This window comes from Emticicia sp. CRIBPO (assembly GCF_009905725.1).
Taxonomy (GTDB): domain Bacteria; phylum Bacteroidota; class Bacteroidia; order Cytophagales; family Spirosomataceae; genus Leadbetterella.
The window spans coordinates 363,238-380,557 of record NZ_JAAAKV010000003.1; the positions used below are offsets into that span (position 1 = coordinate 363,238).

Sequence of the window (17,320 nt, forward strand, 5' to 3'; positions counted from 1 at the left end):
GGATTGCATTTTCCTTTTTCCTTACTCCTTTTTCCATTAAAATTATGATAAAGAACTACTTAAAAATCGCCCTCCGGAACCTGGTCAAGAACGGTACGTTTTCTCTGATCAATATTCTGGGTTTATCTGTCGGACTGTCGGCTTGTATGCTGATCGGATTGTATCTCCATTATGAACTGAGCTATGACCAGTTTCACGACAAGGGCGACAGGATTGCCAGGGTGGTGATGGAATATAAAATGGGGGACAGTCACAGTTCTATCAATGTGACGGGTACAAAAGTGGCCCCGGCTTTTAAAAGGACATTTCCGGAAGTGGAAAACGGGGTCAGGATGTACAAAAGCGAACTGGTGGTTAAATACGGTGAGAAGCAATTCAGTGAGCCCGATTTCTACTATGCGGATTCCACTTTCTTTGATATTTTTTCATTTAAACTGCTTCAGGGAAACCCTGCAAAGGCTCTTGAGGGGCCGTACAATGTGGTTTTGTCTGAAAGCACGGCAAAGAAATACTTCGGAGATCAGGATCCTTTAGGCAAAATCATCCGGATAAACGACACGAAAGATTTTACAGTGACCGGAGTGGCGGCTGATTGTCCTGATAATTCCCAGATCAAGTTTGATTTCCTGGCTTCATTTACTTCTATTCCTGCTGCCAGGAAGGAAGAAACCTGGTGGAATGCCAACTGGGCTACTTTCCTGCTGCTGAAAAACAAAGATAGTTTCAATTCCCTGGAAGCTAAAATTCCGGGATACATGCGTTCGCAGTTTTCGAAAGATGAGATGAATGCAGGAGATTATCTTACCTATCATACGGAGCCTTTCAATAAGGTACACCTTTATTCTGAGGTAGAAAGCAGTTTTGAGCCGAATACGAGCATTAAATACATTTATATTTTCCTGGCCGTTGCCCTGATGATTCTGGGGATAGCGTGCTTTACTTATATGAACCTTACGACCGCCAAAGCTACAGAGCGGGCTAAGGAAGTGGGCATGAGAAAAGTACTCGGGGCGATGAGAAAACAGCTGTTCTGGCAGTTTATCTCTGAGTCCGTGATCCTCACTTTCGGGTCTTTGCTGCTGGCGTTTGCCTTGCTTTATTTCGAACTTGGCCCTTTTAATCGGCTGGTGGAAAGGGATTTATCCATGGGTGTGATTTTTTCTCCTCTGAATCTGCTGTTTATCTCCGGCGTTTGTGTGGTGATAGCGGTGATGGCGGGTAGCTATCCTGCCCTGATCCTTTCCGGGTTTCAGCCCCTTAAAGTGCTGAAGGGGACATTTAAAACATCGGTTTCAGGACTGGTGCTCAGAAAAACACTTATCATTTTCCAGTTTTCGATATCGGTGTTTTTTATCATCGGTACACTGGTTGTAAAGAACCAGCTGGCCTTTATCCAGAACAAAAAGCTGGGTTATAACAAAGAACACGTGCTGGTATTGCCGACAGATGGCAAGATTGTGAAGCAGCTCAGTACGATCAAATCGGAATTTAAAGCCAGTACGTCTGTCCTGAGTGTTTCGGGTGCTTATGAGACCCCGGTGTCTGTTAACGGATCATATTCTATCTGGACAGAAGGCATGCCGGTCGGTAAAAGCAATAACATCATGGCTTTGCCTGCTGATAACGATTTTATAGAAACTGCAAGTCTGCAACTGGTTTCAGGCAATCCCCTGACCAAGGCCGATATGGGCCGGATAGGCAATGAGGATGCCAATAATGACTACTATTATTTTACACTGAATGAGTCGGCGGTAAAAAAACTGGGGTGGACCAACGAAAACGCCATAGGACGTAAAATGAACCTGGGTGAAGGCAGAAACGGCGAAGTGAAGGCGGTTGTTAAAGACTTCCACTTTGCTTCATTGCACCAGAAGATAGCCCCTTTGGTTATTTTTCCGGATACTTATCCGAATGTGATTATGGTGAAATTGTCAGGCAACAACATGCCGCAGGCGATTGACTTCATCCGCGATAAATGGCAGGTGCTCGCCCCTCATCATCCGTTCTCATACAGGTTTATGGACGATGAATACAACAACCTGTACACTACCGAAATGAGAACAGGGACTGCCTTCAGCATTTTTGCCTTCCTGGCCATATTCCTGGCAGCACTCGGTTTGCTGGGTCTGGCAACTTTCTCTATTCAGCAGAGGATCAAAGAGATCGGTATCAGGAAAGTACTTGGGGCCAGTGTGGGAGGTATCACTTACCTCATCTCCAAAGACTTTTTGAAACTCGTATTTGTGGCTGTCATGATTGGTAGCCCTGCAGCCTATTTTACGATGAAATTCTGGCTGGAGGACTTTGTCTACAAAGCAGACATTGCCTGGTGGGTTTTTGCTGTGACAGGAGCCGGGGCGATGCTGATCACGGTGCTGACGGTCAGCTGGCAAGCCATTAAAGCCGCCCTGATGAATCCGGTGAAGTCCCTGAAAAGCGAGTAGAGCCCGTGCCTGTAGTTACGGACGTACAAAAAAAATGAAAAGCTAAAAATGATAAAAAATTATTTCAAAATCGCCTGGAGGAATTTCACCCGCCATAAAGGGTTTACCGCCATTAATGTAGCCGGATTAGGCATTGGCCTGGCTTGCTCGCTTTTGCTGGCTTTGTATGTGAAGGATGAGCTGAGCTACGACAAACACCACGTCAATGCGGAGCAGATATATCGTCTTTCCCGGACATTCCTTTCGAAAGAAGGGGAGGTTTCATTAAGGCTGGGTCATGCCGCACCACCTTTCGGGCCTTTGATCAGGCAGGATTTTCATGAAGTAAAAGAGGTGGTCAGGCTGCTTGAAACAGGAGCCCTGGTCCGTTACGGGGAAAAGACTTTTGAGGAAGAAAAGATGTTTGCCGCCGAGCCTTCTCTGTTTAAGATCTTTACGGTGAATGTCCTTCAGGGCAATGCTGAAAAAGCCCTTGAGAATCCCTTCTCCATCATGTTTTCCAGGCCTATGGCGGAGAAATATTTCGGAAAAGAGAACCCTTTGGGTAAAACCATCCGCCTCGACAATCAGATAGATTATCAGGTGACCGGGGTATTTGAGCCTTTTCCGCAGCAATCCACTTTCCATCCGAATTTCCTGGTTTCGTTTTCAACCCTGGCAGATGATAAAGTGTACGGAGCGGAGCAGTTAAGGACCAACTGGGGAAATAATTCATTTTCTACTTTCCTGCTTTTATCTGAGGGTCAGGATCCTAAAAAGATCGTTGACGCATTTCCGGCTTTTCAAAACAGGCATATAGATCCGAAGGCCTCTGAGTGGTCGGTACTGGATTTGATGAAACTGACAGATATTCACCTGCACTCACACCTGGACTCTGAAATTGAGTCGAACGGAGATATCCAGTATGTATATCTTTTTTCTGCCATTGCGATATTCATCCTGATCATTGCGTGTATCAACTACATGAACCTTTCTACGGCCAGTTCGGGTAAGCGTTCGAAAGAAGTGGGCATGCGGAAAGTGGCCGGGGCTGGAAGGTCGCAACTGATCTACCAGTTTATGAGCGAGTCTTTTCTGATCGTAGGTATGTCCTTGCTCATTGCTTTGTTTATCATGATGTTTTGTCTGCCGTTTCTTAATGACATTACGCAGAAGCAGCTAAGCATCAGCAGCCTGGCCGATCCCTTGTTTATTGTTTTCCTGGCGGTGGTTTGTGTCGTAACCAGCCTGATTGCCGGCAGTTACCCGGCGTTTGTACTGACGTCTTTCGAGCCGGTAAAGGCTTTGAAAGGCAAGATTACAGGCAAAGCGAAAAGCGGCAACCTGCGTCAGGTGCTGGTCGTAACCCAGTTTACAATAGCCGTGGTGCTGATCATCAGTACAGCCATAGTATACAGCCAGATGGAATACATTCAGAACTATAAACTCGGGTTATCAAAAGACCAGATGGTGGTTCTTCGTTTACCGGAAACACAAACGGGTTTTGAAACCATAAGACAGGAACTGCAGAAAAGCAGTGCTGTGCAGAGCGTGGGACGGTCTTCGAGGATACCATCAAACAACCTCCTGGACTCATGGAATGCTTACGTGACGAAGAACAAGGTCATGACTCAAACCAATATCAACATCAAATCGCTCCAGGTCGATGAGGACTTTATTCCTACCTATAAGATCAAAATGGCATCCGGACGTAATTTCTCGAAGGCCTTTCCGTCGGACACTGAGAAAGCATTTATCCTGAACGAAACGGCGGTGAAACTGCTGGGCTGGCAGAAGCCTGAAAATGCCATCGGAGAAAACTTCCGTTATGGTGAATTGTCAGGTCAGATCATCGGGGTGACCAAAGATTACCATTTCGAATCTCTCCACAAGGAAGTGGCTCCCATCGTCATGTTCATGAACGGGAGGGGCCTTGGCTGGACTTCCGTTCAAATCTCCGGGGGCAACATCAACGAGGCTTTGGCCCGGGTTGAAGACGTCTGGAAGAAGTATTTCCCTGATTCGCCTTTTAAATATGAGTTCCTTGACCAGCGTTTCGGAAGGCTGTATACCCGTGAACAAACGCAGCAACTGGTCTTTGGCTTCTTCGCCGGAATCGCCGTTTTCATTTCCTGTCTGGGCTTATTGGGTTTATCCATTTTTATGGCCGAACTCAGGATAAAAGAAATTGGTGTAAGGAAGGTATTAGGTGCTTCAGTCACCAGTCTGGTGTCATTATTATCGAAAGACTTTTTACTATTGGTGATCATAGCCATCGTTATTGCGTCACCACTGGCGTGGTACGGAATGAACTGGTGGCTCAAAGATTTTGCTTACAAGACACCGATCAGGTGGAGCGTATTTGCCTTTGCAGGGGCTTTGGCCGTAGGGATAGCCTTCATGACGGTAAGTTTCCAGAGCATTAAAGCCGCTTTAACCAACCCGGTAAAATCGCTGAAAAGCGAGTAGCCCGACTAAAAAATAAATGAAAAGCTAAAAATGATAAAAAATTATTTCAAAATCGCCCTCCGTAATTTATTGCGGAATAAACTTTACACCGGTCTCAACATCACCGGCCTTACTTTTGGCCTGAGCTGTTTTTTGCTGATCGGGTTATTTTTATTTGATGAACTTACCTTCGACCAGCAGTTTCAGAACGCCGGACGTATTTTCAGGGTCATAGAACACCGGAAAACACCCACAGAAGATAAGAACATTGCTGCCGTCAGCTATAAATTATCTGAAGAATCGAAGAAAAGCATCGGTGAAATTGAAAATACTGCCAGGGTTACTGTCGTCGGCAGAGACAACCTGGGTAATCCGGCTGACCAGAAGAAATTTCTGGAAATGATCACGGTGGCCAATAACGGTTTGATGGAAATATTTGATTTTCAGGCAGTAGACGGGAGTCCCAAAACAGCTTTAAAAGAACCTAATTCCATTGTTATCGTTGAGGAACTGGCGATGCGTCTTTTCGGTACTACAAAAGTGGCCGGAAAAACCCTGAAATGGGATGGATTGGAACAGCCGTTTACCATCACGGCGGTGCTTAAAAACCACCCAAAAAATTCGAGCTTCACCTTTAGTTCGGTTTATTCTGAAAGTACTTATTTTACGGATGCTGAATATGTAAGTGATGTGAATACCGACTGGTCTTCCAACGGTTATACCGTGTATGCCTTGCTGAAACAAAACTCAAACCCACAGGGGGTATCGTCCAAGTTGAAAAACCTGGTGTATGCCAATTTCAAACCCGAACAAGGGGTGGCCATGGCTTTTTCGCTGCAGCCATTGCAGGACATGCACCTGTATTCTGAAAACATAAGCGACCTTTCGACCAACTCCAATGCAGGAGAAGGCGGCTCAGGATCGGTCTTTTACATCAGAATCTTTGGAATTGTAGCCCTTTTTGTACTTCTGATTGCCTGTATCAATTATATGAACCTGACTACCGCTAAGGCCTCCAACCGGAGTAAGGAAATAGGCATCAAAAAGGCAGTAGGAGCTTTCCGCGGACAGCTGATTACTCAATTTCTGGCAGAATCGGTGCTGATAACATTCATTTCATTGCTGCTGGCAGTGGTGGTGGTCAACCTGATCCTTCCGTTTTTCAATGATTTTACCAATAAAGAGCTTTCCCTGGGCTTTACAACGGATTATAAAATATGGCTCATCACGGTGGTGGCCGCTTTGACCACAGGTTTGTTATCAGGGTCATACCCGGCATTTATGCTGTCGAGGTTCAGTCCCATATTGTTACTAAAGAGCCTTAAAATTCAAAATAAATCTGATTTTTCACTACGGAAAGGCCTGGTGATCTTCCAGTTTACGGTTTCGGTGGTGATGATCATTGCTACCATTGTCCTTTTTTCGCAGGTGCGGTTTGTCAACAACAAAGACCTTGGTTTTAATAAAGATCTACTGGTGGTAGTGGATATCAACAGCGGGAAAATCCGTGACGCCGCCCCGGTAGTTTTAGCAGAATTTGCCAAACTTCCCGGTGTTAAACAGGTTTCAACCACTTCGAGGGTGCCGGGTGAGTGGAAGACGATCCCTACCGTGAAAATTAAACAGGCCGGAAATACGGAGGAACTCAAAACTTCTCACTTTTTAGGTGTGGATGAGCATTTCGCCAGGACCTTCGAAGTGGAACTGGTAAAAGGAAAGAACTTTGCAGGAAAGGCCGATTCATCCTCTGTGTTGCTTAATGAGACAGCCGCAAAAATGCTGAACATCACCGAGCCTTCAGATCAGGTGGTTGAGATACCTATGAGGGCAATGGGCGGAAATTTCAGGCCTTTACGCGATAACCAGGTGTTTAAAGCCAGGGTGATCGGTATTGTCAAGGACTTTCATTTTCAGACTTTAAGAGAGAAAATAGGGCCTATGGTGCTCGGATATCAGCAGAACCCGGTACATTCGATTGATTACTATACTTCAAGAGTGGAAGCAGGGAATATTGATGCCACCTTAAAAAAGATGGACGGGATCATGAAAAAGATTGATGGAGAAAACCTGTTTGAGTACCATTTTCTGGATGAGCAGCTGGCCTTGTTTTATGCAGAAGATGCCCGCCGCCAATCCATGCTGATCTGGGCGGCGATGGCTACCATTTTTATTGCCTGCCTGGGACTTTTCGGCCTGGCCACTTACTCAGCTGAGCAAAGGGTCAAAGAAATAGGGATCAGAAAAGTGCTGGGTGCCAGCATTCCGAACCTGGCGGTTTTGCTTTCAAAAGATTTTCTGAAACTGGTGTTGATTGCCAATTGCATTGCTTTCCCTGTAGCCTGGTGGGCAACAAGCAAATGGCTGCAGGAATTTGCCTACCATATCGAACTCCAGTGGTGGATGTTCGTTCTGGCTGGTCTGGCGGCGGTGATGATCGCTCTGGCGACGGTGAGTTTCCAAAGTATTAAGGCCGCTTTAAGCAACCCGGTAAAATCGCTGAAAAGCGAGTAGGCCTGTGCCTTGAGGCACAGGCCCTCAAGTACGTCCGTGCCTGAAGGCACGGACCGACAAAATAAATGAAAAGCTAAAAATGATAAAAAACTATTTCAAAATCGCGTGGAGGAACCTGCTTCGGAGTAAGCTGTTTACTTCCATCAATATTTTCGGCTTGTCTGTCGGAATGACCTGCTGCATGTTGCTGCTGCTCTATATCCTGAGTGAGGTTTCATTTGATAAACACCACGAGTTTGTCAATGACATTTACCTGCTGAGAAGCGACAGGATACAGAGCAATGCCGAGATCATAAAAAATCCCAGGGCCCCTTTTCCGTATGCCGGGGCGGTGAATGATGAGTATGAAGAAGTGGTGCAATCTACACGTTTGTGGCAGAATTTCTTTGAAAGCAAAACACTGATCACACCTCAGAATGCAGGACAAAAAAACGTATCCTTCTATGAAACCAAGGGTTATCATGTGGATTCTACTTTCTTTGATGTGTTTACTTATGATTTTGTGGAGGGAGATCCGAAAACAGCCCTGATGGATGCCCATTCGGTGGTTTTATGTGAGGAGGTGGCCCACAAGCTTTTTGGTGACAACTCTGCCATCAATCAGACGATCAAAATCGGCGGGACTTCGGGCAACGATGAGAATTTCAAAGTAACCGGGGTTTATAAAGATGAAAGCAAGAGATCACACATTGATGCCCGGTTTTTCCTTTCAATGAATGCCGGATGGGTGGGTGCTTTTCTGAGAGATGCCCAGATGGACTTTTCGGGAAATAATATGTTTTATACCTATCTCAGGCTGAATCCTAAAGCCGATGCAGCTAAGCTGGAGAAGAAATTCCCGGCATTTATTGATAAATATGCCGCGAAAGATATTCAGGCAGGCGGATACAAGAAAGTGATGCACTTACTCCCTGTGGCTGATATTCACCTTTTCAGCGAGATCAACGGGATTGTTACGCCTACCATCAGTAAAACCTATTTATATGTACTGGGTTCTATCGCCCTGTTCACCCTGCTGATTGCCTGTATCAATTTCATGAATCTTTCTACCGCCAGATCCTCGAGGAGGGCTTCTGAGGTAGGTGTTCGTAAGGTTTTGGGAGCCAACAGAGGGGGCCTGATATGGCAGTTTTTGGGTGAATCGATGGTGCTTACTTTCCTGGCTTTGGTCTTTTCACTTATTCTGGTGGTGGTATTTTTACCGGGATTCAATCATCTGACAGATAAATTATTGAACTTCTCAGACTTGATAAAACCTGAAATCGGCCTGGCCTTTGTATTGCTCGCTTTATTGACGGGCTTGCTGGCAGGTAGTTATCCCGCGTTTTATTTGTCGGTCTTTAATCCGCTGGATGTGATGAAAGGCAGATTTAAAAACTCTGTTTCCGCTATCGTCCTGAGAAAAGGCCTGGTGGTGTTTCAGTTTGTGATCGCCATTGGGCTGGTGGTGGGAGCTATCGTCATACAACAACAAATGAAATACATGAAGGAAACGCCACTAGGGTTTAAGCAGAACGGGCAAGTGGTCATTCCCTTCAGAGGCGAAACTTCAGCAAAAGCTTATACTGCATTAAGAAATGAAGTACTTCGTGACAATCGTGTAGCGGGAGCGTCCGGAACAGGATATTACCCCGGAATTCTTAATCCGAGTGATGCGACCCTGCATAAACCGGACCAATCGGTTGATGAAGGGAAAATGGTTAAAACCAACTGGGTTTCGCCGGATTTTATGAAAACCATGGGTTTTGAACTGGTGATAGGCAGAATGCTTTCGGCGGAATTTCCCGGAGATACCAGTAACAAGATAGTGGTTAATGAAGCTACCCTCAGAAAATTTGCCATTCCGGCAGACAAGGCCGTTGGGCAGAGACTCAACTTTACCAATAACGGGGAAGAGGAGCAGAGTTCATTGGAAATAGTGGGCGTGGTGAAAGATTTTCATTTCGAAAACCTTCACAAAGTCATCGAACCTTACGCATTCCTCTTAAACTCGGGTACGGAATTCAATTACCTGATTGTACAGGTAAAGGAACAGGACATAGCCGGTATCCTACCGGTGATAGAAAGCAAGTGGAAAAGCCTGGTTCCTGATCAGCCTTTTGAATACAGTTTTGTTAATGATGATTTCCAGAGTAACTATAAATCCGACGAGCGTACCTCAAGCATTGTCAATGTCTTTACGGTTATTTCTATCATTATCTCTTGCCTTGGCTTGCTGGGTCTTACGACCTTTACGGCTCAGCAGAGATTGAAAGAAATCGGTGTCAGAAAAGTGCTGGGAGCATCTGTGGTCAGCATTGTCCGTTTGCTCTCCTTTGATTTCATGAAACTTGTGGTGGCATCGTTGATCATCGCCGCTCCTCTGAGCTGGTACCTGATGAGTCAATGGCTCAAGGATTTTGCCTATAGGATTGATATCCGGTGGTGGATGCTGGGTATAGCGGGCATCATCGTTTTTGTGGTCGCTCTCGTAACCATCAGTTTCCAGAGTATGAAGGCGGCATTGACAGATCCGGTAAAATCGCTTAAAAGTGAGTAAAGTCCATGCCTGGAGGCACGGACCGACGAAATAAATGAAAAGCTAAAATGATAAAGAACTATTTCAAAATCGCCGTCAGAAACCTTATTAAGAATAAGGCGTTTTCTGCTATCAACATTTTCGGGCTATCTATCGGGATTGCCACCAGCCTGATTATCATGTTGTATGTGCATCATGAGCTGAGCTATGACCGCTTTAACGAAAATGCGGACAGGATTGCCCGCGTGGTTTTCAGGGGTAAGATGAACGGGGAAGACATGAAGGAATCGGTAGTGATGGCCCCCGTGGCTTCTGCCATGATGGCGGATTACCCTGAAGTGGAAGATGCGACCAGGCTCCGGGATTACGGCTCTCCTAAGGTCACTTATAAGGAAAATACTTTTAAGGATGACAAGTTTGCTTATGTAGACCCGAATTTCTTCAGGATTTTCACACTACCCCTGCTCAAAGGGGATGTTAAAACAGCCCTGGATCAGCCTTATACGGTAGTTATTACACAGGAACTGGCTGCAAAATATTTCGGTAAAGCGGATCCGGTTGGTAAAACACTGGATTTTAAAGACTGGAACCAGGTATTTACCGTAACAGGCGTGATCGATAAAGTACCTACCAATTCCCACTTTCATTTTGACTTGTTCGGTTCCATGGCCGGAATGCCCGATGCCCGGAGCGACAGCTGGATGAACTCCAATTTCTTTACCTACATATTGCTAAAAAAAGGTCATAATTACAAAGACCTGGAAGCTAAAATGCCTAAGCTTACCGATAAATATATGGCTCCTCAGATCGAGAAAGCCCTTGGAGTAACCCTGGCGGAAATGAGAAAGAAAGGTAATAATGTAGGACTCTATCTGCAGCCACTGACGGAAATTCACCTTTATTCTGACTTTACGGTAAATCTTGAAGCAGGCGGAAATATCAAGTACGTGTATATTTTTGGGGCCATAGCCATTTTTATGCTGCTGATTGCGTGTATTAATTTCATGAACCTGTCTACTGCCGGAGCATCCAAAAGAGCAAAAGAAGTGGGCATCCGTAAAGTACTCGGATCCCTTAAACTGGAGTTGGTGGGTCAGTTTTTGCTCGAATCCCTGATCTTAACCTTCATGGCCCTTGCTATCGCATTGGGTCTGGTTAAAGCAGTGCTGCCTTTCTTCAATGAACTTTCGGGAAAAGAACTGGTATTCAATTTTATTACACAGCCGGAGATACTGGTGGGATTGCTGTTGTTTGGCCTGTTTGTCAGTGTACTGGCAGGAAGTTACCCGGCCTTTTTCCTCTCTTCATTCAAGCCGGTCTCTGTTTTGAAAGGTAAGTTTATCTCCATGGGCAAAAGCATAGGTCTGAGAAGCAGCCTTGTTGTTTTTCAGTTCAGTATTTCCGTTTGTCTCATTATCGGAACGACGGTAGTATATCAGCAGCTTTCTTACATACAGAACAAGGAATTAGGTTATAAAAAAGATCATCTGCTGGTACTGAGAAGCGCCGGTGTGCTGGGAGGCAACCAGGAGGTTTTCAAAGAACAATTGCTGAAAGATCCGAGGATAGAAGGCGTTTCTGTTTCAGGGTATCTTCCGGCGGGAGCCTATTATAACAGCATGTCGGGCACCTACCCTGACCAGGAGGTCAATATGAACAGAAGGACTACTGTTTACGGAATTGATTATGATTATGTACCTGCCATGGGAATGAAACTGGTATCAGGAAGGAATTTCTCAAAGTCGTTCGGTACCGATTCAAGCGGTGTGATCATCAATGAAACGACCGCCAAAATTTTCGGATGGGGTAAAAATGCCGTCGGGCATACCATCAATCGTTTTTTAAATAATGAAGGCAGGACCAGGGCTTACAAAGTAATAGGTGTGGTAAAGGACTTTCACTTCCAGTCTTTTCATGAGCAGATTTCTCCCCTGGCCATGTTTCTTGAAAGAAGCCCGGGGCTGATCATAAAGGTAAATACAGACAATATGCCTGTATTGATCAGTGATATCGGTAATAAATGGAATCAATTTAAAACCGGGGAGCCTTTTGCCTATGATTTTATGGATGATCTTTTCCAGCAAACATTTGTTTCCGAGCAAAAAACAGGGAGTATCATCACCATTTTTGCCGGTCTTACCATTTTTGTGGCCTGTCTTGGTTTGTTTGGTCTGGCTACTTTCACTGCCGAACAGAGGATCAAGGAAATCGGTGTCCGGAAGGTATTGGGGGCTAATGTTTCGCAGATTGTGGCCCTGTTGTCAAAAGATTTTATAAAACTCGTACTGATAGCCTGTCTGATTGCTTTCCCGGTGGGCTACTGGCTGATGAACAAGTGGCTGCAGGATTTTGAATACAAGATCAGCCTCAGCTGGCTGGTGTTTGCCGGATCGGCCTTGTCAGCAGTGCTGGTGGCTTTAATGACCGTGAGTTACCAGGCCATCAAAGCGGCCCTGATGAACCCGGTTAAATCGCTCAAATCCGAGTAGGCCCGTGCCTCGCGGCACCAACCTACTCCGCAGAAGCGTCCAGAATAAATTTATTAAACAAAAGCTAACAGCTGGCCATGATCAGAAATTATCTTAAAATCGCCTGGCGGAACCTTAGCAGGGCTAAGGGTTATGCCTTTATCAATATAGCCGGTCTGGCTGTCGGAATGGCTGCTGCCGTATTGATTTTTCTCTGGATTCAAAGTGAATTGAGTTTCGACAGGTTTTATGAAAAAACCGGCAGGATTTACCAGGTTTTTAACCGGGATGTGATCAACGACGAGCCTTTTGTCTGGGATTCCACACCCGTGCCCCTGGCTCCGGTGCTGAAACAGGAGTATGCCGACATTGAAGATGCCGTAAGATACAAACCCGTTCATCTTCTCTTTTCTGCCAATGAAAAACACCTGACCAACAGGGGGGCTTTTGTTGACCCTGGTTTTGCGGACATCTTTGACCTGAAATTTTCGGCAGGCCATAAAACATCGGCACTTGGCAGTCTGGATGGCATTGTGATCACCAGGTCTCTGGCTGAAAAGATGTTTGGTACGGCAGATGCCCTTGGCAAAACATTACAGATTGAACATAAGGACAACTTCACTGTTTCAGGTGTGATAGAGGATATTCCGGATAATTCCCAGTTTGCGGGAATTGACTATTTCCTGCCCTGGAACTACCTGATGACCTTGGGGTGGTCTGAAATGGACCACTGGAATTCGAACAATTACTATACTTATGTCCTTTTAAAAGAAAAGGCAGATGCTGATGCGGTCAGTCAGAAAATTAAGAAGACCACCGCTTCCCGCCTGACTCACATCCTGGATAATCCGGCGAATCGCGAAATTTTCCTTTTCCCGGCAAATAAGTGGCACTTGTATTCTAAAGTGGAAAACGGCCAGTTGGTGGACGGAAAGATCATTACCGTGAGACTGTTCGGGCTCATCGCGATCTTTATCCTGCTGATTGCTTGTGTCAATTTTGTGAACCTGAGCACGGCCAGAAGTGAAAAAAGGGCCAAGGAAGTGGGCATCCGCAAGGTGGCCGGGGCTCAGAAATCAAGCCTTATTTTTCAGTTCATCAGTGAGTCGGTACTGCTGGCTTTTTTTGCGGGTCTGATTGCTTTGCTGATCGTCAGCCTTTGCATTCCAGCTTTCAATAACCTGGTGGATAAGCGATTGTCATTGAATATCGGCTCATCGCTTTTCTGGCTTTCTGGACTTGGTTTTGTCCTACTGACCGGTCTTCTGGCGGGAGCTTATCCTGCTTTTTACCTTTCTGGTTTTCAGCCTGTCAAAGTCATGAAAGGCACTTTTAAAAATGTGAAAGCGGCTTTTTCTCCCCGCAAGGGCCTGGTAGTGATGCAGTTTACTTTCGCTATTTTACTGATCATTTCCACACTGGTTATCAACAGGCAGATTGATTACGGTCAGAACCGCAGCAACGGTTACGATAAAAGCAACCTCATCTTCACTTATCTGAGCGGCGATCTGGCTAAAAACCTTACGGCACTGAGACAGGAACTGGAGAACAGCGGGGCAGTGGTTTCCGTCAGCAAATCAATGGGCCCGATCACGCAGTTGAATACGCGGCAGTGGGGCTTGTCCTGGCCTGGCAGTACCCAGAAAGACAAAGACCAGGAATTTGTATTGTTTGCTGCCGATAAGGATTTTGTCAAAACCAATGGCGTTACGTTAGCTGCCGGAAGAGAACTGGATGTGACCAAATACCCTACAGACTCTACAGGCGTGGTTTTAAACGAAGCCGCCGTAAAAGCCATGAGACTGAAAGACCCGGTTGGTACCACGATAAAATACAATAGGCTGGACAGGCATATAGTAGGAGTGGTAAAGGACTTTATCTATGCCTCGCCTTATGAATCTGTTAATCCTGTCATTATCGAAGGCCCGGGAAGTCCTGTTTCGCACATGTGGGCGAGTGTACGTTTGAATCCGGGTAATACGACAGCACAGAACCTCGCAATCGCTGAGAAAATCTATAAAAAATACAATCCCGGCTATCCTTTTGATTACTCGTTTGCGGATGATTCTTACAAAGCCAAGTTTGCGGACGAGCAACGTACAGCCTCACTTACAGGGATATTCACCGCTTTGACCATATTCATTTCCTGTCTGGGCTTGTTTGGTCTTGCTGCCTTTACGGCTCAGCAACGTACCAAGGAAATCGGAGTCAGGAAAGTGCTGGGAGCCTCCGTGGCCGGTATTGTGAAATTGCTATCCGTTGATTTTCTGAAGCTTATTTTCATTGCTTTTGTACTGGCCTCTCCTGTGGCCTGGTATGCAATGAACAAGTGGCTGGAAGATTATACCTATAAAATATCCATTGGCTGGAGTGTCTTTGCCCTGACTTTCGTGGTGTCGCTGGTCATTGTCTTCCTGAGTACCAGCTTCCAGGCCATCAGGGCGGCCCTGATGAACCCTGTCAAATCCCTCAAATCAGAGTAAACCCGTGCCTTGAGGCACGGCCGTACCGTAAAAAGATTAGGTCATGTTAAGAAACTATCTCAAAATCGCCTTCAGAAACCTTGTTAAGAACAAGGTGTTCTCTGCCATTAACATCCTTGGCTTGTCGGCTGGTCTGGCTACCTGCCTTTTGATAATGCTGTATATTTTTGACGAAAACGGTTATGATAAACACCATAGCGGTGCTGACCGGATATTCAGGGTGGCGGCCTCCGTTAAATCCGACAAGTGGGCGGCACAACCCGGCCCTTTGGCTGCTGCATTGAAAGAGGATTTTCCGGAAGTTGAAGAATCAACCCGGATGCTGAGGTTTCCCGGGGTTGAGAAAATGTTGCTGACCTATCAGAAAGACAAGCGTAAAGTGAGTTTTTTCGAATCCAGTGGTTTTTATATCGATGCTTCTTTTTTTAATGTTTTTTCGTATGACTTTATACACGGTAGCGGACGCTCGGCATTACGTGAACCCAACAGTCTCGTTATTTCTGAAAAAATGGCTTTGAAGCTTTTTGGCAAGGAAAATCCCCTTGACAAAGTCGTAAAACTGGGACTTCCTTTTGGAGAATTTACATACACTGTAAAAGGGGTTTTCAGAGATAACGGAAGTAAGTCACACATACCCGCCAATTTCTTTATATCTATGAAGAATTCGGATATCGGGAGCCTGATAGACAGCTGGAAAAGCTGGACTACTAACAGCATTTTTTATACTTATGTGAAGTTAAAAGAAGGTGCTGATGCTTTGGCTTTTGATAAAAAACTGGATCCGTTTCTCGAAAGAAGGGCCGGTAAAAGTATGAAGGAAGCTGGCTTTTCGAAACACCTCTTTATCCAGCCTGTTACCGACATCTACCTGCATTCCGACGTCGAATATGAAGTAGCTCCCAACGGGAATATCAGCTACTTGTACATTTTCGGATCAATCGCAGCCTTCCTGCTTGTAATCGCCTGCATCAACTTCATGAATCTTTCTACTGCCCGGTCAGAAAAACGGGCAAGGGAAGTGGGAGTAAGAAAAGCCATGGGGGCAGGTAAACAATCGCTGATCGCACAGTTTCTGGGTGAATCAATGCTGATGTGCCTGATTTCCATTGGCATTGCCCTTTTGCTGGTGCAAGCCCTCATTCCACCATTTAATAATCTGACCGGGAAAAATCTCAGCGTTTTCGGTGAATCCTCTCTTCTCTTGTGGCTGGGAGGACTTTCTGTTCTGACCGGGGTCTTATCAGGTCTGTATCCGGCTTTTTATTTGTCGTCTTTCAGGCCGGTGGAGGTTTTGAAAGGAAAAATTATCAACGGGTTTGCTGCCCTTTTTGTGCGTAAAGGCCTGGTTATCTTTCAGTTTACGGTTTCTGTTGTACTGATACTGGGAGCTCTGATCATCTGGAAGCAACTTAATTACCTGAAAAATCAACCTTTAGGGTTTGAAGCCAGCCGTAGAATCATCATTCCGCTGACGAGTGAGTCTGCCGCAGGCAATTATACGGCCTTTAAAAATGCACTGCTCAGCCAGAAAACGGTAGAATCAGTGACTGCAGGATCTACCTATCCCGGCATTGAGAATATAGAAGATATGCTGTTTTATCCGGAGGGTAGTTCGCCGCTGAACAAAACCGACGTCAACCTTTCTACGGTTGATGACGATTATATTCAGAACATGGGATTTAAGGTGGTGAGCGGGAGAAGTTTCTCCCGGGAATTCACAGCAGATTCTGCAGGTATCGTGCTCAACGAAACGGCAGTCAAAGCCCTGGGCTTTACCCCGGCAGCGGCGATTGGTAAGAAAATTAATTATGAATTAAATAACCTGAAAAGTACACTTCAGGTGGTGGGGGTGATAAAGGATTTTCATTTTCAAAGTCTGCATCAGAGCATTAAACCTTTGGGATTTGTGACCTCGTCATTTGGGAATAAATATGCTTACGCCATAGCTACTATCAACACCGATGATTATGCCGGTATTATTTCATCCATTGAAAAATCATGGAAGGAAGTCAATGCTGATCTGCCGTTTGGCTATTCATTTATGGACCGGGACTTCCAGAAAAACTATGAGAAAGACCAACTGACATCACAGATTGTCATCTATTTTACCATCATCGCTATTTTGATCGCCTGTCTTGGTTTATATGGTCTTGCTGCATTTTCGGCAGAGCAACGCACCAAGGAAATTGGCATCCGGAAGGTCCTGGGAGCAAGTACCGGGAGTATTACCGGGTTGCTGTCCAAAGACTTCATCAAATTGGTTCTTATCGCCAATGTTATCGCGTTCCCGCTGGCCTGGTATGCGATGAGTCAATGGCTGAAGAATTTTTCCTATAAAATTGATATGTCTGTCTGGTTCTTTGTCCTGTCAGGGTTAATAGCCATCAGCGTTGCATTGTTGACAGTAGGCCATCAGTCATTGAAAGCGGCCCTGATGAACCCGGTTAAATCGCTCAAGAGCGAGTAGCT

7 protein-coding genes are annotated in these 17,320 nt (G+C 45.5%); all 7 read left to right on the forward strand.

Translation table 11 applies throughout. The features are described from left to right. Positions 1-44: 44 nt before the first annotated feature. The 7 genes from GVN16_RS08415 (at position 45) to GVN16_RS08445 (ending at position 17,318) form a co-directional block, all read left to right on the forward strand. The gene (locus GVN16_RS08415) at positions 45-2,444 is read left to right on the forward strand and encodes an ABC transporter permease (protein WP_166563420.1); all 2,400 of its coding nucleotides are present in this window, start codon (positions 45-47) and stop codon (positions 2,442-2,444) included. Positions 2,445-2,492: 48 nt separating this feature from the next. Beyond that, positions 2,493-4,892, forward strand: coding sequence for an ABC transporter permease (locus tag GVN16_RS08420; RefSeq protein ID WP_166563421.1), 2,400 nt, complete (start codon positions 2,493-2,495; stop codon positions 4,890-4,892). Between the two features lie 30 nt (positions 4,893-4,922). Further along, positions 4,923-7,382 carry an ABC transporter permease gene (locus GVN16_RS08425; protein WP_166563422.1) on the forward strand — a complete coding sequence of 820 codons (2,460 nt, stop codon included), beginning with the start codon at positions 4,923-4,925 and terminating at the stop codon, positions 7,380-7,382. Positions 7,383-7,461: 79 nt separating this feature from the next. Continuing rightward, positions 7,462-9,921, forward strand: a complete 2,460-nt coding sequence (locus GVN16_RS08430) for an ABC transporter permease (RefSeq protein WP_166563423.1) — start codon at positions 7,462-7,464, stop codon at positions 9,919-9,921. Positions 9,922-9,968: 47 nt separating this feature from the next. Then, positions 9,969-12,389, forward strand: coding sequence for an ABC transporter permease (locus tag GVN16_RS08435; RefSeq protein WP_166563424.1), 2,421 nt, complete (start codon positions 9,969-9,971; stop codon positions 12,387-12,389). A 77-nt stretch (positions 12,390-12,466) separates the two neighbouring features. Beyond that, positions 12,467-14,851: an ABC transporter permease gene (locus tag GVN16_RS08440; protein WP_166563425.1), complete on the forward strand. Its 2,385-nt coding sequence runs from the start codon at positions 12,467-12,469 to the stop codon at positions 14,849-14,851. A 43-nt stretch (positions 14,852-14,894) separates the two neighbouring features. Further along, entirely contained in the window at positions 14,895-17,318 is a 2,424-nt protein-coding gene (locus GVN16_RS08445; RefSeq protein WP_166563426.1) for an ABC transporter permease, read from the forward strand. Positions 17,319-17,320: the final 2 nt, after the last annotated feature.

What these genes read in the sequence shown, in the direction of transcription:
- GVN16_RS08415 (WP_166563420.1), top strand. Translation starts at nt 45, where the DNA reads ATGATAAAGAACTACTTAAAAATCGCCCTCCGGAACCTGGTCAAGAAC.
- GVN16_RS08430 (WP_166563423.1), top strand. Translation starts at nt 7,462, where the DNA reads ATGATAAAAAACTATTTCAAAATCGCGTGGAGGAACCTGCTTCGGAGT.
- GVN16_RS08440 (WP_166563425.1), top strand. Translation starts at nt 12,467, where the DNA reads ATGATCAGAAATTATCTTAAAATCGCCTGGCGGAACCTTAGCAGGGCT.
- GVN16_RS08425 (WP_166563422.1), top strand. Translation starts at nt 4,923, where the DNA reads ATGATAAAAAATTATTTCAAAATCGCCCTCCGTAATTTATTGCGGAAT.
- GVN16_RS08445 (WP_166563426.1), top strand. Translation starts at nt 14,895, where the DNA reads ATGTTAAGAAACTATCTCAAAATCGCCTTCAGAAACCTTGTTAAGAAC.
- GVN16_RS08435 (WP_166563424.1), top strand. Translation starts at nt 9,969, where the DNA reads ATGATAAAGAACTATTTCAAAATCGCCGTCAGAAACCTTATTAAGAAT.
- GVN16_RS08420 (WP_166563421.1), top strand. Translation starts at nt 2,493, where the DNA reads ATGATAAAAAATTATTTCAAAATCGCCTGGAGGAATTTCACCCGCCAT.